This window comes from Kitasatospora purpeofusca, assembly GCF_000718025.1.
Lineage (GTDB): Bacteria > Actinomycetota > Actinomycetes > Streptomycetales > Streptomycetaceae > Kitasatospora > Kitasatospora purpeofusca.
Genome location: NZ_JODS01000016.1, coordinates 20,226 through 38,977, shown reverse-complemented (window position 1 = coordinate 38,977; position 18,752 = coordinate 20,226). Strand labels below are relative to the sequence as shown.

At 72.6% G+C, this 18,752-nt stretch carries 14 protein-coding genes; 6 read left to right on the top strand and 8 right to left on the bottom strand.

Annotation, left to right across the window (positions count from 1 at the left end; translation table 11 throughout):
* Positions 1-52 precede the first annotated feature (52 nt).
* The 3 genes from IF01_RS0122445 to IF01_RS0122435 form a co-directional block, all read right to left on the bottom strand.
* Entirely contained in the window at positions 53-448 is a 396-nt protein-coding gene (locus IF01_RS0122445; protein ID WP_030395291.1) for an arsenate reductase ArsC, read from the bottom strand.
* A gap of 61 nt (positions 449-509) precedes the next feature.
* Positions 510-1,286: an aquaporin gene (locus IF01_RS0122440; RefSeq protein ID WP_051755925.1), complete on the bottom strand. Its 777-nt coding sequence runs from the start codon at positions 1,284-1,286 to the stop codon at positions 510-512.
* The gene (locus IF01_RS0122435; RefSeq protein ID WP_030395289.1) at positions 1,283-1,660 is read right to left on the bottom strand and encodes an ArsR/SmtB family transcription factor; all 378 of its coding nucleotides are present in this window, start codon (positions 1,658-1,660) and stop codon (positions 1,283-1,285) included. The genes IF01_RS0122440 and IF01_RS0122435 overlap by 4 nt, the downstream gene beginning before the upstream one ends.
* A 270-nt stretch (positions 1,661-1,930) precedes the next feature.
* Between IF01_RS0122435 and IF01_RS0122430 the strand changes: the two genes are divergently transcribed.
* Together IF01_RS0122430 and IF01_RS0122425 are read left to right on the top strand one after the other, a co-directional pair.
* On the top strand, positions 1,931-3,151 hold the full coding sequence (locus tag IF01_RS0122430; RefSeq protein ID WP_030395288.1) for a hypothetical protein: 1,221 nt from the start codon (positions 1,931-1,933) through the stop codon (positions 3,149-3,151).
* 170 nt (positions 3,152-3,321) lie between these two features.
* Positions 3,322-4,317 carry an aldo/keto reductase gene (locus IF01_RS0122425; RefSeq protein WP_030395287.1) on the top strand — a complete coding sequence of 332 codons (996 nt, stop codon included), beginning with the start codon at positions 3,322-3,324 and terminating at the stop codon, positions 4,315-4,317.
* Between the two features lie 64 nt (positions 4,318-4,381).
* Here IF01_RS0122425 and IF01_RS0122420 read toward each other — a convergent pair whose 3' ends face one another.
* Positions 4,382-6,046 carry a condensation domain-containing protein gene (locus tag IF01_RS0122420; RefSeq protein ID WP_030395286.1) on the bottom strand — a complete coding sequence of 555 codons (1,665 nt, stop codon included), beginning with the start codon at positions 6,044-6,046 and terminating at the stop codon, positions 4,382-4,384.
* A gap of 339 nt (positions 6,047-6,385) precedes the next feature.
* On the opposite strand from IF01_RS0122420, the gene IF01_RS0122415 reads away from it, so the two are divergent.
* Complete coding sequence (locus IF01_RS0122415) at positions 6,386-8,140, top strand: non-ribosomal peptide synthetase (protein ID WP_030395285.1); 1,755 nt, start codon at positions 6,386-6,388, stop codon at positions 8,138-8,140.
* 31 nt (positions 8,141-8,171) lie between these two features.
* Here IF01_RS0122415 and IF01_RS0122410 read toward each other — a convergent pair whose 3' ends face one another.
* The 4 genes from IF01_RS0122410 to IF01_RS44170 all read right to left on the bottom strand — a co-directional run bounded on the left by IF01_RS0122410 (position 8,172) and on the right by IF01_RS44170 (position 13,528).
* Positions 8,172-8,936, bottom strand: coding sequence for a hypothetical protein (locus IF01_RS0122410; RefSeq protein WP_051755922.1), 765 nt, complete (start codon positions 8,934-8,936; stop codon positions 8,172-8,174).
* The gene (locus IF01_RS0122405; protein ID WP_051755920.1) at positions 8,923-10,158 is read right to left on the bottom strand and encodes a condensation domain-containing protein; all 1,236 of its coding nucleotides are present in this window, start codon (positions 10,156-10,158) and stop codon (positions 8,923-8,925) included. Before IF01_RS0122405 ends, IF01_RS0122410 begins: the two co-directional genes overlap by 14 nt.
* A 69-nt stretch (positions 10,159-10,227) precedes the next feature.
* On the bottom strand, positions 10,228-10,977 hold the full coding sequence (locus IF01_RS0122400) for a thioesterase II family protein (protein ID WP_051755917.1): 750 nt from the start codon (positions 10,975-10,977) through the stop codon (positions 10,228-10,230).
* Positions 10,970-13,528, bottom strand: a complete 2,559-nt coding sequence (locus tag IF01_RS44170; protein WP_051755912.1) for a type I polyketide synthase — start codon at positions 13,526-13,528, stop codon at positions 10,970-10,972. Before IF01_RS44170 ends, IF01_RS0122400 begins: the two co-directional genes overlap by 8 nt.
* 704 nt (positions 13,529-14,232) lie before the next feature.
* On the opposite strand from IF01_RS44170, the gene IF01_RS0122390 reads away from it, so the two are divergent.
* From IF01_RS0122390 to IF01_RS0122380, 3 genes are all read left to right on the top strand, one after another.
* Positions 14,233-14,937, top strand: coding sequence for a thioesterase II family protein (locus IF01_RS0122390; protein ID WP_030395280.1), 705 nt, complete (start codon positions 14,233-14,235; stop codon positions 14,935-14,937).
* A complete protein-coding gene (locus IF01_RS0122385; RefSeq protein WP_030395279.1) occupies positions 14,934-15,758 on the top strand; it encodes an SDR family oxidoreductase in 825 nt (274 codons plus the stop codon). Before IF01_RS0122390 ends, IF01_RS0122385 begins: the two co-directional genes overlap by 4 nt.
* Before the next feature lie 92 nt (positions 15,759-15,850).
* Positions 15,851-18,733: an amino acid adenylation domain-containing protein gene (locus IF01_RS0122380; RefSeq protein ID WP_037780732.1), complete on the top strand. Its 2,883-nt coding sequence runs from the start codon at positions 15,851-15,853 to the stop codon at positions 18,731-18,733.
* Positions 18,734-18,752 lie beyond the last annotated feature (19 nt).

Below are 18,752 nucleotides of genomic sequence, written 5' to 3'. Positions count from 1 at the left end.
GTCCGTCGCCCGCACCGGCCCCCGTCGGCGGCGACAGTGACTGTGGCGGTGGTTACGCGGTGGCCCGGATGTCGAGGTCGGCGAGGAGGGCGCGGACGCGCTGCTCGATCCGGTCGCGGATCGGGCGCACGGCGTCGACGCCCTGGCCGGCCGGGTCGTCGAGCTTCCAGTCCAGATAGGTCTTGCCGGGGAAGAGCGGGCAGGCGTCGCCGCAGCCCATGGTGATCACCACGTCGGAGGACTGGACCGCCTCGACGGTGAGGATCTTCGGGATCTCGGCGGAGATGTCGATCCCGACCTCGCGCAGGGCCTCGACCACCGCCGGGTTCACGGCCTCGGCAGGGGCGGAGCCGGCCGAGCGGACCTGGACGCGGTCGCCGCCGAGGCGGGTGAGGAAGGCGGCGGCCATCTGGGACCGGCCCGCGTTGTGCACGCAGACGAACAGCACGGACGGGACGGCTGGAACGGACGGGACGGGACGGGCGGGACGGGCGGGACGGCGGGAGTGCTCACGACAGAGGGTCCTTGATTCTCGGGGCGGGAAGGGCGGGGAGGGCGGGAGAGAGTGCGGGGTCGGCGGCCGGCCGGGACCGGGCCCGGGACCCGGGGCCGCCGAACAGCAGCACCAGCAGGCCCGCGCCGACGGCCAGGCCGACGAGCTGCGCCGCGACGAACGGCAGCACCGAGGCGGGGGCGATGCCGGCGAAGGTGTCGGAGAAGGCCCGGCCGATCGTCACCGCGGGGTTGGCGAAGCTGGTCGAGGAGGTGAACCAGTAGGCGGCGCCGATGTACGAGGCGACCGCGGCCGGGGCGAGGTGGGCGCGGCCGACGCGGGCCAGGCCGAGGATCAGCAGGACCAGGCCGGCCGTCGCGACGACCTCGCCCAGCCACAGGTGCGGTGCCCAGCGGTCGTGCGTCGACCAGGCCACCGGCGGCTCGGCGAACATCGTGTCCGCGAGCACCGCCCCGCCGATCGCGCCGGAGATCTGGGCCGGGAGGTAGGCCGCGACCTCGCGCGGGCCGGGTCCTTCCCCACCGCGGCGCGCGGTCCACCAGGCGGCCAGGGTCACGACCGGGTTGAAGTGGGCGCCGGAGACCGGGCCGAGCAGCAGGATCAGCGTCCCGAGGCCGAACACCGTCGCCAGCGAGTTGGCCAGCAGCTGGACGCCGACGTCCTGGGAGAGCGTCGTGGCCTGGATGCCGGAGCCGACCACGACGGCCACCAGCGAGCCCGTCCCGACGAACTCCGCGGCCGCCCGGCGGCCGAGTGGGGCCATCGCGGTCATCTCGCGCCTCCGGCGGCGGCCGGGGCTTCCAGCAGAGCGGAGAGCCTGGCCAGGACGGCGGGCAGCACCCAGTAGTAGACCCAGGTCCCGCGGCGCTCGGAGCAGACCAGGCCCGCCTCGCGCAGCACCTTGAGGTGGTGGGAGATCGTCGGCTGGGACACGTCGAACGGCCCGGTCAGGTCGCAGACGCAGGCCTCGCCGCCCTCGTGCGAGGCGATCAGCGACAGCAGTCGCAGCCGCACCGGGTCGGAGAGGGCCTTGAACATCTTCGCCAGGTCGACGGCGGCGTCCTCGCCCAGGGGCTCGCGGACCATCGGCGAGCAGCAAGCGGCCGCGTCGTCCTGGCCGAGCACCGGCAGTTGTAGATTCGACATGCGTCTATATTGACATCTGTCTATGCGATGGCCAACAGGCACCCCCGACAGGCATCGCTCCCGACAGCTGTCGAATCAAGCGCACGAACCGTGCGCGAGCCGCCGGACCCCGCATGCGGCCCACCTCGGGCACTGCCCGTCCGACACGGTGACGGCAGGTCACCCGGAGTCGACGACGGCCCTTCCGTCGAGTGGCGCAACGGTTGTTTGTTGGTGCGCGAACCGACCAAGGATCACCGTACCCATCCCCCACACCAGGGAGCACGGCTCATGGATCCCGTCTACTCGCGTCCGATCCGGTTCGGGGCGCTCACCCTCAGGTTCACCGGCATCCCGCAGGGCGGGCTCCGGTCCGACGGACCGAACGGCGAAGGATGGCGCGCCCTGGGCAAGGAAGCCGGCACCTGGATCCTGGAGGTGCGCGACACCGACCCCCGCAACGACATGGTCCGCCCCGCCGCCGACTGGGAGAAGCTCGGTGAGCTGCCGACCGGGGACGTGGTGTGGCGGATGGTCCCGCCGGACGGCTACCGGGCCTTCAGCGACTTCCTCCTCGCGCCGGGGCAGGACCCCCGGCACGGGACGGACGAAGAGTTCGGCTGCGTGAAGGAGAGCCACGACGGGTTCACCTACGCGCATCCGGCCGACGTGGCCGCACCCGTGACCGCCGGCCTGTGGCCCGTCGTCGCCCCCGGCCACTGGTACGGGACGAACGGCATCAGGACGACCCCCTCCGACACCGGCGGGTTCTGCTGGTCCCCGGGCCGCGAACCGGTCGGCCGGCCGCCCATGCACGTACTCAACCTGCCCATCGGCACCCGGCGGGGCACCGGCTCGCGAAAGCCCGTGATGGACGGCTTCAGCAGGCCGGTCGACGTCACCAACTGGGCCAGGGAACAGGTCGTCACGGTCCCGTTCCCCGCCGTGAAGGACCGCGACAGGAGCCTGCTCCGGCAGGTCCGCAAGTCCCCGGTCTACACGATCCAGCGCGACGCGCAGTACAGGCTGGAGAAGTACATCGACAACGAGCACCGCGACACCGCGCAGAGCGTGGGCTACAGCATCACCAAGGGCGTCACCCGGGCCCAGAGCGACACCTGGCGCGCCGGGGTCGGCATCTCGGTGACGGCGAAGGGGGGCATCGGCATCGGGGCCGCCGGGGCCGGGCCGAGCGCGACAGTCTCCGTCGAACTCGGGTACTCGTCGGCCACCGGCGTGAGCGAGCTGGTCAGCCGCACCGACACCGGCGTCCTGAAGGTCCCCGGCCGCCACGCCGGCGCCGTGTACTCGGTGACCCACCGGCTCACCGCCTTCCGGGAGGACGGCACACCCGTCGGCGGCGCGGCCGGACACCTGACGTTCACTCCCGACCAGGACTACTGCTTCGTCCAGTACCCCGAGGCCGACAGCGACCGGAACAGCGTCGAGAAGCTCTCCCTCGGCGAGGGCGTTCCCGGGCACCGGCACGGTGATTTCCCGGATTCCTTGTGAAGGGAATGGAGGGAAACGGAGCGGACCGGTTTCGCGGTTCCGGGCGGCTTTTCGCGAAAGGTGGTGGGATTGTCGGCCATCGTCGACCGGACACTTGCGGCGAACTCTGCGGCCTTGCCACCATGAAGTGTTGTTCGTTCCGCCACTGATCCCGTCGTAGGAGGAACATCTTGAAGTACGTCAAGCTGGGCTCGACCGGCATGGACGTGTCGCGGATCTGCCTGGGCGCCCTGAGTTTCGGAACACCCGGCAAGGGTGTCCACGGCTGGACCCTGGACCTCGACCAGGCCCGGCCCATGATGCTGCACGCCCTGGAGTCCGGGGTGAACTTCGTGGACACCGCGAACGTCTACTCCGCCGGGAGCAGCGAGCGGATCGTCGGTCGGATTCTCCGCGAATACGGCCGCCGTGACGAGATCGTGCTGACCAGCAAGGTCAATGGACGGACCAGGCCCGGGCCGAACGGCGTGGGGCTGTCCCGCAAGGCGATCATGACCGAGATCGACAACAGCCTGCGCAGGCTCGGCACCGACTACGTCGACCTCTACCAGATCCACCGGTGGGACCCGGTGACGCCGATCGAGGTCACCATGGAAGCCCTGCACGACGTGGTGAAAGCGGGAAAGGCGCTGCACATCGGCGCGTCGTCGATGTGGGCCTGGCAGTTCGCCAAAGCCCAGTACACCGCCGAGCGGAACGGCTGGACGCGTTTCAGCACCATGCAGAACCACTACAACCTGATCTACCGCGAGGAGGAGCGGGAAATGCTCCCGCTGTGCGAGGACCAGGGTGTCGGCGTAATTCCCTGGAGTCCGCTGGCCAGGGGGCGGCTCGCGCGGAAATGGGACAGTGTCAGCGCCCGGAGCGAGACCGACGAGTTCGGCAAGATTCTCTACCGGGACAACGACCGCGAGATCGTCGACCGGCTCGGACAATTGGCCGCCAAACGTGAACTGCCGATGGCGCAGCTCGCGCTGGCCTGGCTGCTCTCGAAGCCGGCGGTCACCTCGCCCATTGTCGGCGCCACGAAAATGAGCCATCTCCAGGACGCCATCGACTCGCTGGACGTGGAACTCGACGCCGACGAGATCAATTTCCTCGAGGAGCCGTACCAGCCGCACGAGGTCTCCGGGCATCCCATCACGGAACTGCCCGGCCAGCACTGAGCGGCCGCCGGGACGGGGGCGGGTGGGCGGTGACGCCACACCCGCCCCCGTCGTCGCGTCGGGCTCAGTCCCGCGGCAGCACCGGTTCGTCCAGGGCTTCGGGGAACCGGTTCAGCAGGCCCGCGAGCCGGTCGGCCAAGTCCCGGGCGCCTTCGGCCCCGAGCTGGTCCCCGCGGTGGGACACCAGGCCGATCAGCCGGCCTTCCAGCTGCACCATGGTCACCGTCAAGCCGAACTTGGCGTAGTCGCTGCGCAGTTCGTCGATCAGCAGCGGCGTCAGCAGCGCCCCGTCCAGTACGGCGACGTGGTCGTCCAGCAGGTTCATGTTCAGCGTGACGTTCACAAAGGGGGTGTGGCCGAACCGCCGGGCGGGCTTCACGTGGTTGAGCACGTCGTCGAACTCCACGGCCTGGTGCTCCAGCGCGCCCAGCGCCTCGCCGCGCATCCGCAGCAGTACGTCCAGCACGGTGCTGTCCGCCGTCACCCCGGAGCGCAGCACGGCGGTGTTGAGGCTCGGGCCGAACAGTTCGGCGAAGCGGGGGTGGTTGCGGTTCGTCGTCGGGGATCCGAAGGTGACGTCGTCGAGGCCGGTCCACCGGTGCAGGGACACCGCCAGCGCGGTGGCGGCCACCATGAACCAGCTGACGCCGTGCTCCGACTGCACGGCGCGCAGCGAGTCCAGCAGCCTTGCGGGCAGGGGCAGTCGGAACGCTCCGTTCGGCTCCGGCCGCTCCGGCGCGGGCAGCGGTGTGTCCGCGGACGCCCCCTCCAGCGCCGACTCCCAGTACGCCAGATCGGTGCGCCAGGAGGCGCTGTCCCGCTGCTCCCTCTGATGGGCGGCGAATTCGCGGTACTGGACGACCTGGCGCGGCCGGTCCGGGGTCGCGCAGCAGCGGTCGAGTTCCGCGAGCAGCACGGGTATCGACTCCCCGTCGATCACCAGGTGGTGCACGCAGAGCAGCAGCAGCTGCCGGCCGTCGGCGAACTCGCCCAGGGCGGCGCGCAGCAGCTGACCGGACTCCAGGTCGAACGGCAGGCGCAGGGCGGCTTCCAGCCATTCCGTCACGCCGTCGGGGATGTCGGTGGCGTCAGCGGAGGCGTCGGCGGTGGTGTCGGCGGAGGTGTCGTCCGGGGCTTCGCCGAGGTCGAGCAGTTCCAGGGGCGGCAGCCAGGGCTCGCGCAACCGCACGGACCACCCGTCGTCCTCGTCGACGAACCGGGTGCGCAGGATCTCGTGCTCGGCCACCAGCCGTCCGAGTGCGACGCGCAGCCGGTCGGGGTCCAACCGGCCCGCCACCGACCAGGCGAGCGGTACGTGGTTGCGGACGCTCGGATCGATCTGCTCGGCCAGCCAGATCCGTCGCTGGAACGCCGTCATCTCCAGGGGGACGTCCGGGGGGACAGCGCCCGTGGAGACAGCGCCCGTGGAGACAGCGCCCGTGGAGACAGCGTCCGGCGGCGGCGCGGTGGTCGGCGCCGTGGGCAGCGCCAACCCCACGACGTGGTCGGTGAACTCGCCCAGCCGGGAGTATTCGAACAGCGACCGGATCGGGATCCGCACCCCGAACCGCTCCCCCGCCGCGCGCACCAGGGTGCCGGCCATCACGGACTGCCCGCCCAGGGTGAAGAACGAGTCGTCCGGCCCGATCCCGCCCTTCTTCAGCACCTGTTCCCACACGGCGGCCATCCGGCGCAGCTGGCCGGGCGGAGTGTTCGGCACGGAGTCCATGGGTGTGGCGTCCCCTCATCTCGCGGTGTGAGAGACCTGTGCGGGCGATCGATCCGTTCACCGGTAGGTCCGGCGACCGGTCCGGCGGCGCACGCGGCCCCGCACGGGGATCCCGGCCGCGGTGCGGAGGCGCGGGCCGGTGCAGTGGTACGGGCCGGTGCGGCGGTGCGGGGCGTCTGCCCGTCCTCCGGCCAGGCTACCGTCCTGACCGGGACGCGACAGCGGCTGAGCGATACCTGGCCGGCAGTCGACCACCCCTGACGTTCGACAGGATGACGCGGCCCCGGAGCCGTGATCGGATCGGACCTCTGTGAGCGACCCGACCGCGGGGGGACGAGGATGTCGGACCACGACCTGTTGCACACCCGGGTTCTCGAAGGCGCGCCACCGGCGGCCACGGCCTGGCTCGACAGTGCCGGACGGCCGCTGAGCCACCGGGAGTTGGCCGAGCAGTCCGGTCGGCTCGCGAGGCGCCTGGTCGACGCCGGAGCCGGACCCGGCACGCGGGTCGCGTTGTTCCTGGAGCGCGGGGCCGACATGGCGGTCGCCGTACTCGGTGTCCTGCGCGCGGGTGCGGCGTTCGTACCGCTCGGTCTGCAGGAACCGGCTCCTCGGCTGGCACGGATCCTCGCGGGCTGCGCACCGGCCGCGGTGCTGGTGCACGACGCGACCGCGGCCCGGTTCGGGGACAGCAGCGGCATCCGCACGCTCGGCGTCGACACGGAGGGCGATGGGTTACGGGAGGCCGGGCCGACGACCGTCGTCGCCCCCGACGATCCCGCCTACGTCCTCTACACCTCCGGATCGTCCGGCACTCCCAAGGGCGTTGTGGTCGAGCACCGCAACCTCGCCCCGCACCTGGAGTGGCTCGCCGAGCGGCTGCCGCTCGGAGTCGGCGACCGGGTGTTGCAGGTGGCGCCCTACACCTTCGACGCCTCGCTCACCGACTTCTTCTGGCCGCTCGCTGCGGGCGCCACGGTGGTCTCGCTCGCCGAGGGCGACCACCAGGACCCGCTCGCCATCGCCACCGCCCTCGTCGAGCACGGGATCACCGCGGTCCGACTCCCCCCGGCGATGCTGTCGTTGCTGCTCGACGAGCCGGAGTTCCGGAAGGCGACCGGCCTGCGCTACCTGATCAGCGGCGGGGACCGGCTGCCGACCCCCGTGGCACGCCGTATCGTCGAACTGCTGCCCGACGTGAGGCTGTTCAACCGGTACGGGCCCACCGAGGCGGCCGTGGCGGTCAGTTACCACGAGTTCGACGCCGGGACCGACACCGGGCCGGACGTACCGATCGGCCAGGGCGTCACCGGGGCGGAGCTGCATGTCTCGCCCGACGGGGAGCTGCTGATCGGCGGCGCCTGCGTGGCGCGCGGCTACCTCGGCGACACCGTGCTCACGGAGCAGCGTTTCGTCCAATTGCCCGGCCTCGGCCGGGTGTTCCGCTCCGGCGACCGGGTCCGGACGACGGCCGCGGGCGCGCTGGAGTTCCTCGGCCGGGACGACGACCAGGTGCAGGTCAACGGACACCGGGTAGAGATCGGGGAGGTGGCGTCCGCCCTGCGCGCGCATCCCGACGTCCAGGACTGCGCGGTCCTGCCCCAGGGCCACGCGCTCGCCGGGTTCGTGGTGGCCGCGCCGGACCGGCGCTCGGCGGACGGGATCCACGCCCACCTGCGGGGCCGGCTGCCCGGCCACATGGTCCCGAACGTGATCGTGTTCGTGGACCGGCTGCCGGTGACCGAGCGGGGGAAGGTGGATCTCGCGGCCCTGCGCGCCCTGCACGCCGCGCACGGCGCCGAAGCGGCGGACGGCGCGGAGAGCGCGGACGGCCCCGCACCCGCCGAGGACGGCGACCCGGTGCGGGAGGTGGTCCGACGTGTGTGGTCCCAACTCCTCGGCGGGATCGAACTGCGGGAGGACGACGACTTCTTCGAGCGCGGCGGGCACTCGCTGCTCGCGGTCCAGGCGGTCGGCCGGATCCGCAAGGAGCTCGGCCACCGCGTGCCCCCGCGGATCATGTTCGAGAAGACGACCCTGGGTGACTTCACTGAGGAGGTCACGAGGATCGTCGCCGCCGCCGGGGGCCGGTGAGCCGGGCCGGTGAGCGATCAGGGCCGCACCGTCAGACGTGGAGCGCCGGACGGCCACCCTCCGCGAAGCGTCCCGGAACCCGCGCCGGCACCCGCCCGGGAATGAGGCCGAGATGTTCCGGGCGCACCAGGTCGAACTTCAGCGCCAGCGTCACCACCGTGTCCCGCTTCCACGCCCGGGTCATCCCGCGCGGGGCCGTGGTCCCGAGCTTCTTGACCAGGTAGTCGATGTGGTAGTTGACCGCCGAGCGGCCGAGCGGCGCACCGGCGGCGGACAGCCGGGCCGATACCTGTGCCGGGGTCGGCACCGCCGCCGCGCCGCAGTCCCGCAGTCTCGGTTCGCACAGGCAGACCAGCACCTGGAAGTACCGGCTCTCCTCGTCCAGCAGCGGGAGCGCGCCGCCGTCCGGCTCGACGGCGGTCCGGTGTTCCGCGGCTTCCGGGGCTTCCGGGGCGTAGACCGTGAAGCTGTTGCTCCCGGCGCCCACGGTCAGCGTCACCCGGCTGAGCTCGAAGGGGATCGGCACCCCGGCCCGGCCGGCCCGCACCTTCACGTACTCCCCCGCCCCCTCCAGGTTCTCCACGCAGTAGGTGCCCGCCGCACCGCAGTTCGACATCAGCCAGTAGTCGCCGAACGCGTCGATCCGGCCGGCGGTCAGCGCCCGGTCGGTGCCGAGGGTGATCTCCCCGGCCCGCCAGCCGAAGCACACGCTGTCGCCGTCGGGCAGTTCCACGGCCGGTGACCGCCCGTCGAGGCTGATCAGCACCGAGCGGGCGGCGGGTTCAGCCCGCGACACGGCCGACCTCCGTGAAGGACGCGCCGAGCGCCTCGGCGATCGCGGTGGCGTCGGCGCCGGGGACGATCAGCGGATCGTGGTCGATGCGCAGCGACAGCTCCGTCCCTTCGTGGACGGCGGTCACGATCACCGGGTCCTCCATCCGGTGGCCCGGCGGGTACCTGAACCGGCCGGGCACGCCGTCCAGCACCGGTGCCGGACGGCGGGTGAGGTCGACGAGGGTCAGTACGAGGTCGAGGTGGCCGGTCCACGGCGCGCGGCTCGCCCTGGCGGCCCGGACGACCTCGTCGAACGGGGTGTCGACGAATTCGAGGTCCTCCCACCAAGCCTCGCGGACGCCATCGCCCTGCGGGTTGGCCAGCACCGTGTTGATGAAGCAGCCGACCACACCCGCCCCGTCGGGGCTTCCCCAGGTGTAGGCGACCGGCGCGGTGCCCGGTGTCCGGGTCAGCGCCGTGTGGCAGGCGGCCAGCAGCGCCGGGAAGGGCCGGTCCGTGGCCGCCCCCGGCAGTGCGACGCGCTGCCAGGCCGTGGCCTGCCCGCCGCGTTCGCCCGGCTCCCGGCCCCAGCGGCCGGGCCCGGCGTCGCGCACCCGGGAGGTCCAGTGCGCCAGCGCCTCCGGCCCGCTGGCCTCGTGCTCGCGCTCCAACTGCCGCTCCACCGCCTCCCGGTAGCGGGACAGTTCGGCGGCGGCCGCGGACTCCGGCACCTCCTCCCCGCTCCGGTAGGCGGACATCAGCTCCTCCAGCACCAGGCCGGTGGACTCGCCGTCGCAGACCAGGTGGTCGAACCCGATGGCGAGCAGGTCCCGCCGCTCGTCCCTGGCCAGGACCACCCGGAACGGGCCCTGCCCGGCGGACCGGTCGTCCAGCGCCGCCCACGCGGCGGCGTCGGCGTCGGGGGCCGCGGTCTCCCGCACGAGCGGCCCCTCGGGGACCGGGCCGATCCGCAGCAGCGGCACCCCGTCGACCATGTCCGCCGCCCCGCGCAGGGCCGGGTGCCGCCGCAGGACCGACCGGGCGGCCCGCTCCAGCCGCCCGGTGTCCAGCAGGCCGGGCGGGAACTCCAGGAAGACCGGCAGGATCCGCACCCGTTCGTGCGGATCGGCGGACCTGGTGTGGTGGAACCTCCGCTGCGCGCCGGTCAGCGGCATCAGCCCGGCGGCTCCCCGGTGGACGTTCGCGTAGTGCTTGAGGTAGGTCCTGGTGATGCTCCGGTGCACGGCTCTGCCTCCATGGTGTCGTCCCACATCCGAATTCCTGTCGACAAGCCGCGCGGGGCCGCGCCGCTCTCACCTGGCCGTGCTCCGCTCGGTCCGGATCAGGTCGGCGCGCACCGTGTCGCCGAGCAGCCGGCCGAGGCCGTCGAGGTCGTCCCGGGTGTGGAAGTGACCTCCCGCGCGCTCGTGCGAGGCGAAGGCTCCGTCGGTGAGGTCCCGCCAGCCCGCCGTCCACTGCTGGCCCTTCGGCTCCTCCGCGCCGGCGAGCGCGGTGACGGGGCACCGCAGCCGGGGGCCGGGCACGTGCTCGTAGGTCTCCAGCACCTGGAGGTCCGCGCGGTAGCAGGCCAGCGCGGCGGCGAGCAGGTCCCGGTCGGCCCCGGTGGCCGCGGGCAGCGGGCCCCAGCGCCGTTCGATCTCGGCGTGCAGCCCGGCATCGTCCAACAGGTGCAGCGGCGGATCCGACACGGACAACGGCGGCGCCGGACAGGACGAGACGAAGAGCCGGGCCGGGCTCGTGCCGAGAGCTCGGGCCACCTCGAACGCGACGAGCGCGCCGAGGCTGTGGCCGAACAGGGCGAACGGCGGGGTGAACCGCACCTTCGCGAGGATCTCCCGCACCAGCTCCGGCATCGCGGTGAACGCCTCCGCGCCGAGGTTGTGCGCCCGGCCCGGCGGCTGGACGGCCACCAGCCGCAGGCCGGGCGTGTAGGCCGCCCAGCGCGCGTACTCCCCCGCCGCGCCGCCCGCGTGCGGGAAGCAGTACAGGGTGGCGACGGCGGTGGCCGGCGCGGGTCGCTCGATCACCCGGACCTCAGTCATGGCGCACCGCCGCGTCGCGCAGCTGCTCCTCGACCAGGGCGGTGAACTCCCGTACCGACGGCGCGTCGTACATCGCCCGCACCTCCAGCCGCACCGGCAGCAGCTGTTCGAGCCTGCCCATCAGCTCGTTCGCGACCAGCGAGTCCCCGCCGAGGTCGAAGAAGCTGTCCTCCGGGTCGACCTCCGGCAGTCCGAGCATCTCGGTGAACAGCATCGACACCGTCCGCTCGGTGTTCGGCCCGGCCTCGGGGGCGGACGGGGACGGCTGCACGACGGGCCCCGCCTCCAGCAGGTAGGGCTGCCGCTGGAACGGATAGCCGGGCAGGGGAACCCTTCGCGCCGGCTCCGTGCGGGCCGCGGCCCAGTCGATCGGCAGCCCGGCGAGCCACAGTTCACCGAGTGCCGCCAAGGGGTCGGTGACCGGGACGACGAGGTGCTCAGGCGTCCACCGCGGGTGCTCCCTCAGCCTTGCGGCCGTCCCCGGGTCGCCGAGGTCGAGGAACACCCGGCCGGGGGTGTCGAGTGCGGAGCCGATCGCGGCCTCGTCGCTGTCCGGGCCCAGTGTGAGGTCCGGGGCCGGGCCGAGGGCCTGCCAGTGCCGCACCCGCTCGGCGTCGGCCGTCCGCGGCAGCACCAGTGCCACGGCCCGTCCGTCCCTGGCGTGGTCACCGTCGACCAGCCGCTCCGGGGCGCCCCCGCCGAGCACCCGCAGGGCGTCCTGCCGGTCGCGCACCACCGCGAACCGGCGGTACCCGTGCAGCCGCCTGCCGACCTGCAGGGTCCAGGCCACGTCCCGCAGTTCGAGGTCCGGACGGTCGGCCAGCCGGCCGGCCACCCGGGCCGTCAGCTCGTCCAGCGCGGCCGGGGTGTGCGCGGACAGCACCAGCAGCTGGTGGTCATCGGCCCCGGCACGCGGCAGCGGTGCGGGCGGCTGCTCCAGCACGATGTGCGCGTTGTTGCCGCCCAGCCCGCGGGCGGTGAGACCGGCCCGGCGCGGCTGCCCGACGGGCGCCCACGGTGTGGGCTCGGTGACCACGACGAACGGGCCCGCCGCGAAGTCGATGTCCGGGTTCGGCACGGAGTAGTGCAGGCTCGGCGGGACGGTGCCGCGTTCCACGGCGAGCACCGTCTTGATGAACCCGGCGATGCCGGCGGCGGCGTCGAGGTGCCCGATGTTGCCCTTCACCGAGCCGAGCAGGCACGGCTCCTCGCGGGGCTGCCCGTCGTCGAACGCCTGGTTCAGCCCGGCGACCTCGATCGGGTCCCCGACCCGGGTGCCGGTGCCGTGCGCCTCGAGGTAGGTGATGGACGAGGGCGTGACGCCCGCGGCGCGCTGAGCCGCCCTGACCACCTCGACCTGGCCCCGGACTCCCGGCGCGGTGAACCCCGCACGGTCCCTGCCGTCGTTGTTCACCGCGGAGCCGCGCAGCACCGCATGGATGTGGTCGCCGTCGGCGATCGCCTCGGACAGCCGCTTCAGTACGGTGATCCCGCACCCCTGGCCGCCGACCACCCCGTCCGCGGATGTGTCGAACGGGCTGCAGACGCCGGACGGCGAAGTGATCCCGCCCACCCGGTAGTTGTCCAGCTCGGCCGGCAGCCGCACCGAACTGCCGCCCGCCAGCGCGAGATCGCACTCCCCGGCGAGCAGGGCACGCGCGGCAAAGTGCACCGCGTACAGCGAAGTGGCACACGCCGCTTGGACGTTGGCGGTCGGCCCGCGCAGCCCCAGCTTGTAGGCGATGCGACTGGCCAGGTAGTCGCTGGTGGTGCCCATCAGGATGTCCCAGGTGGTGATCGACTGGTCCTCCCGCTGCCTGGCGCGGAGGGTCTCCGTGTAGGAGGACAGGCTGCACCCGGCGTAGATGCCGATCAGGCCCGGGAACCGGTCCGGGTCGTAGCCGGCGCCCTCGATCGCCTCCACCGCGCACTCCAGCAGGACCCGGTGCTGGGGGTCGGTGAGCAGGGCCTCGCGCGGGGTGTAGCCGAAGTAGCCCGCGTCGAACCACTCCGGCTCCCGCAGCAGGCCACGCGCGGGCACGTACTCGCGCTTGCCTCCGCCGGGGCCGGGGATGCTCTTCGGGGGGAACCGGCTGATGCTGTCCACGCCGGACACCAGGTTGTCCCAGAACTGGTCGGCGTCGACCGCGTCCGGGAAGCGGCAGGCGAGGCCGATGACGGCGATGTCCGTGTCACGGACCTCCCCCCGGACCGTATCGCGGTCCGAACTGCCTTCTGCCACGAGGCCGTTGTCCTGCCGGCTGGTCGTACTGGCGGCTGCCGTGCCAACCTTCGCCGTGCCGCCCGGGGCCGATCCGTCGAGGAAAGCGGCGCACGACCGGATCGTGGAGTGGATGAACAGTTCGGGCAAGGTCGGACGGACACCCGTGCGTTCCGCGATCTGCGCCCGCACCAGCTGCATGAGCATCGAGTAACCGCCGACTTCGAAGAAGTTGTCGAGTACGCCGACCTCGTCGAGTTCGAGCACATCGCACCAGATCTCGGCGAGTATCCGCTCGGTCCGGGTGACCGGGGGCTGGTGGATGCTCATCGCCTCACACTCCGGCCGTACCCGTTTTCATGATCAGTGAATATCGCCCAGCGCGAAGAAGTCATCACACCACCCGGTCCGATAAATCCCGTAAACCCTGGAAGCTTTCCCGATGCACTCCGTGGTGATCCACCATAACCGCGAGTATAAGCACGTCGACTCCGGCCGGAACAAGCTCCATCACCGTTTGTCCGCCGTCCCATCACGTATTTGACAATGTCTCATGTGGTGCCTCCGACTGTAACTCTGCGGTGGATCGGAGCAGCGGCGGGGAGGATTCGGCCGGCCACTCTGTATTTCCTGCCGGGCGGTGGGCGGCGGAGGGCCGGGCACCACGTGAGACACCGTGCTCCGGACGCGGACCTCCCGGACGGAAGGACCGAGCTGGGCGAACGCCGGGCCGGACGGCGCGGGGGGCGGTTCGTCGACACTCCAACAAGTGGTGATCCCAGGTGAACACACGGACGGGAGCCGAGGTTTGCGGGGGGCCGGGTGATGGGTAGCCCGAGTGCCGGCGGCGCCGAACCGGCAGTCCGTTCGGCGAACCCCCGACCGGGCGCCGCGGACCGACAGCTGCCGTCGAATACCGGCCACCGGCACCTGCGGATCGTGGTCGGTGGAGCCGTCCGTGGGTTACGCTGCCGGGCGGCACCGGGACTTGGTTATCAGGAAACTTCGTGAATGACGAAGAAGGATGAGGGCCCATGAGTGCACAACCGACGGTTCTCGCCTGCCTGCCTTTCGCGGGCAGTGGCGCCGGTTTCTTCCGGGAATGGGAAAAGCTGGGAATACCGGATGTGACGCTGCTCCCGGTCCAGTTGCCGGGGCGCGAGGAACGATTCCTGGACGACCCGTTCACCGGGGTCGCCGACGCCGTCGCCGAGCTGACACCGAGGATCCTGGCCGACGCCGGGGACCGGGCGGACCTCGCCCTGTTCGGGCACAGCCTCGGCGCGGTGCTCGCCTACGAGATCGCCAGGGAACTCGAGCGGATCGGCCACCCCGGACTGCGCCACCTGTTCGTCAGTGGATCGCCGGGCCCGCACGACGGGCGGACCGAGCGGGCCACCGGCCTGGCCGACGAGGAGTTCATCGCCGGGGTGCAGAGGTTCGCCGGCTACCGGCACGCGGCCTTCGACGACCCCGAACTCGTCGAGGTCCTGCTCCCGATCCTCCGCGCCGACGTCGAACTGCACGAGAACTACCGGCCGATCGGCACCGAGGCGCTCTCCGTACCGGTCACCGCCCTGCGCGGCGAGCGGGACGAACTCGTCTCCCGTGCCCAGGCCGAACAGTGGGCCGGGACGACGAGCGGCCCGTTCTCCTACCGCGAACTCCCCGGCGGCCACATGTACTTGGTCGACGATCCGGAACGGCTGCTGCTTCTGACGGTCGCGAGCACGAGGTGAGGCTGACCGGCAAGGCCGTGATCGTCACCGGCGCGGCCCGCGGCCTCGGCCGTGCCTGCGCGCTCAGGTTCGCCGAGGAGGGAGCCGACCTGCTGCTGCTGGACATCGCCCGGGACCTCCCCGACGTGCCCTATCCGCTCGGCTCGTCCGGCCAGTTGGAGCACACGGCCGCCCTGTGCGAACGCGCCGGCGCCGCGACCGTGACCGCCGCCGTCGACGTCCGGGACTCCCGGCAGTGCGCGCTGGCGGTCGACCGGGCACTCGACCGGTTCGGCACGGTGGACGTGCTGGTCAACAACGCCGGAATCGCCTCGCCGTCCGGGAAGATCGCCCACGACATCACCGAGCGCGAGTGGTCGCTCATGCTCGACGTGGACCTCTCCGGCGCCTGGCGGATGATGAAGGCGGTCGCACCGGTGATGGTCGACCGCCGGGCCGGCAGCATCATCAACGTCTCCTCGACCGCGGGCACCGTCGGGTACCGGCACTTCGCGAGCTACGTCGCGGCCAAGCACGGGCTGATCGGACTGACCAGGGCCGCGGCGCTCGACTACGCCCCGATGCGGGTCCGGGTGAACGCGCTCTGCCCCGGGTCGGTCCGGGACGATCCGGTGCTGGAGGGCCGGATGCTCGCCGAGATCGCCCGGTCCCTGGAGGTCCCGGTCACCGAGCACGAGCAGATCTTCGTCCGGGACCAGCCCATGAACGCGCTGATCGAGCCGTCCGACATCGCGGGCGCGGCCCTGTGGCTCGCGGCGGACGATTCCCGCCAGGTCACCGGCAGCGTGCTGACCGTGGACGGCGGCTTCACGTCCCGGTGACGCCCGACGGCGCCCGACGGCGCCCGACGACTCCTGATTCCTCCCGATGACCGCGACGACTCCCGACGACTCCCGATGACCAGGAGGCCCCCGTGACGACATCCACGACCGACGCGCCCGCCGCCGGGTGTCACAGCCTGGTGCTGCGGCTCCCCGACGGCGCGGACCCGCAGCACCTGCTGTCCGGAGCGACGCCCGATCCGGTCCGGATCGGGCAGACCTCGGTACCGGCGGGCGCCGACGAACCGACGGCCGAGGCGCGCAGACACGCCGAGTCCTCGCGACCGATCCACCGGGACGGCCCTCCGCTGCGGGCGGTGGTCCTGCGGTACACCGACGGGACGGCGGACCTGGTCCTGGTGGCCGTCCGGGCGGCGGTCCCGCCGGCCGCACTACGGCGGATCGCCCGGCGGGCGCTGGGCAGGGCGGCCGAGGAGGGTGGCGTGCTGCCCGGTGTGCTGCCCCGGCCCACCGTCGGCGGAGGGCCGGTCCCCGCGCAGCGCAGCGGGCCCGAATGGGGCTTGGGCGAGCCGGAGTTGCGCGGGGTCGTCGGCAGCGTGCGGATCGATCTCGGCGGCCTGGGCGAACACGCCGAACGGCTCTTCCTGCCTGCGATCGCCCTGGCCCTGAGCCGGTACGCCGGCGGGGACCGCGCCGAACTCGGCGTACTGGACCTGCGCGACGGCACCGGCACCGGCGAAGTCGTCCGTGTGCACGTGGTGGAGGAGCATCCGGACTGCTCCGGCGCGGAGTTCCTCCGCCGGTTCGACCGGGAGCCGGTCACACCGGGGGCGCCGGTCACGCCGCTCCCACCAGCCGCAGCACAGGAACCGCCCGCGGTCGGGGTCGTCCTGAGCCCGGCCTTCGAGGAGGGCGGCTACACCGCCGCCCTCGCCCCGGTCTTCCCCCTCACCGTCCAGCTGGACGAGGGCGCCTCCCACGCGACCTGCCGGTTCGACCGGGGCAGCGTGGACGCCTCCGTCGCGCACCGGTTCTGCGCCCACGTGGCCCATCTGGCAAGCCAGTTGGCGCACGGTCCCGGGGCACGGCCCCTGGCCGAACTGGAGCTGGTGCCGCCCGCCGAACGCGAGGAGATCCTGCGCACGGGCGGGGCCGACGGGGCGGGTGACAGGGCGCCCGTGCGGGGCCGGATCGACCGGGCCTTCGAGCGGGTGGCCGCCGCACAGCCGGACGCCGTGGCACTGCTGGCCGACGGCGACCGGCTGACCTACCGGCAGCTGAACGACCGGGCGGACGCGGTGGCGGCGGGCCTGTCCGCGCTGGACGTCGCACCGGGCAGCCTGGTCGGTGTCTGCCTGGAACGGGACGCCGAGCTGGTGGTCACCCTGCTCGGCGTGCTCAAGGCGGGCTGCGCGTACGTGCCGATGGATCCGCGCTACCCGGCGCAGCGCCTGCGCTTCACCACGCAGAACGCGGAGGTGCCCGTCGTGGTCACGTCCGCGGCGGAGTTCCCGCAGGTCCCGGAGGTCCGGCTGCTGAGCCCGGCCGCGCTGGCGGAGCTCGGGGCGGACCGGGCGAGCACCGGCGCGCACCGCTCCGACCAGGGTGACGACGAAGGCGACGGCCCCGCCTACGTGATCTACACCTCCGGCTCCACCGGCACGCCCAAGGGCGTGGTCGTGCCGCACCGCAACGTGCTGGCGCTGCTGCGCGCGACCGCCGAGGACTTCGCGATCGGCCCGGACGACACCTGGACGCTGTTCCACTCCGGCGCCTTCGACTTCTCCGTGTGGGAGATCTGGGGCTGCCTGCTCACCGGCGGCCGCCTCGTCGTCGTGCCCTACTGGACCACCCGCGACACCGAGGAGTTCTACGACCTGCTGGCCGAGCAGGGCGTCACGGTGCTGAACCAGACCCCGTCGGCGTTCGCGCAGCTCGTCCGCACCGATCAACGCGTCCGGCGGGGGCTGGCCCTGCGGCTGGTCGTCTTCGGCGGCGAGCCGCTGGACGTGCGCATGCTGGCCCCCTGGTTCGCCCGGCACCCGGCCTCCGACTGCCGGGTGGTCAACATGTTCGGCATCACCGAGACCACCGTGCACGTGACCGCCCAGACGGTGACCCCGCGGGACGTGGTGGCGGGGTCGCGGTCGGTCGGCCGTCCGCTGCCGGGGTGGTCGCTGTCCGTCCGGGACGAGCGGGGCCGGGTCCTGCCTCCCGGCGTCCCGGGTGAGATCTACGTCGGCGGCGCGGGCGTGGCCGACCGGTACCTCGGCCTGCCCGAGCTGACCGCGCAGCGGTTCGTCCTCGACGGGGCGACCGGCGAACGGGTCTACCGCAGCGGCGACAAGGGACGGCTGCGCCCCGACGGCCGCCTCGACCACCTCGGCCGGCTGGACAACCAGGTCAAGGTGCGCGGGCACCGCATCGAACTGGACGAGATCCGTACGGTACTGCTGGGCGCGCCCCGGGTGACCGCCGCGGCCGTCGTGGTCAACCGGGACGACCCGGACGATCCGGCGAGCAGCCGGATCGACGCCTACGTCGTCCTGGACGCAGCCGCGGACGGGGCGACGGACCCGGCGGAGGTGCTCGCGCACGCCAAGGCGAAGCTCCCCGACTACATGATGCCCACGACGATCACCGCGGTCGCCGGGATCCCGCTCACGATCAACGGGAAGCCGGACGTCTCCGGCCTGCCCGATCCGCGCAACAGCTCCGCAGCCACGCCGGCCGAGGCCCAGGAGCGTCCCGAGACCCACGAGTCGCCCGCCGCCGGTGGAATCACCGACGACATCCTGAGCATCTGGAGCAAGTTCCTCAACACCCCGGTGGGCCCGCAGGACAACTTCTTCACCCTGGGCGGGAACTCCCTGCTGGTCGTCCGGGTCCTCGCCGAGATGCGGGAACGCAAGCTGCCGAGGGTGGCGCCCAAGCAGCTCTACGAGCACTCGACGGCGGCGCAGTTCGTCGAGTACGTCCGACGGCTCGCCGAGGCCACCTCGGTGCCCCAGTGACCGGGGCCGCCTGACCCGA

Bases quoted from the DNA above. Each gene is read 5' to 3' on its own strand.
- IF01_RS0122400 (WP_051755917.1), bottom strand. From the start codon at position 10,977: ATGACTGAGGTCCGGGTGATCGAGCGACCCGCGCCGGCCACCGCCGTC.
- IF01_RS0122430 (WP_030395288.1), top strand. From the start codon at position 1,931: ATGGATCCCGTCTACTCGCGTCCGATCCGGTTCGGGGCGCTCACCCTC.
- IF01_RS0122440 (WP_051755925.1), bottom strand. From the start codon at position 1,286: ATGACCGCGATGGCCCCACTCGGCCGCCGGGCGGCCGCGGAGTTCGTC.
- IF01_RS0122390 (WP_030395280.1), top strand. From the start codon at position 14,233: ATGAGTGCACAACCGACGGTTCTCGCCTGCCTGCCTTTCGCGGGCAGT.
- IF01_RS0122435 (WP_030395289.1), bottom strand. From the start codon at position 1,660: ATGTCGAATCTACAACTGCCGGTGCTCGGCCAGGACGACGCGGCCGCT.
- IF01_RS0122420 (WP_030395286.1), bottom strand. From the start codon at position 6,046: ATGGACTCCGTGCCGAACACTCCGCCCGGCCAGCTGCGCCGGATGGCC.
- IF01_RS44170 (WP_051755912.1), bottom strand. From the start codon at position 13,528: ATGAGCATCCACCAGCCCCCGGTCACCCGGACCGAGCGGATACTCGCC.
- IF01_RS0122415 (WP_030395285.1), top strand. From the start codon at position 6,386: ATGTCGGACCACGACCTGTTGCACACCCGGGTTCTCGAAGGCGCGCCA.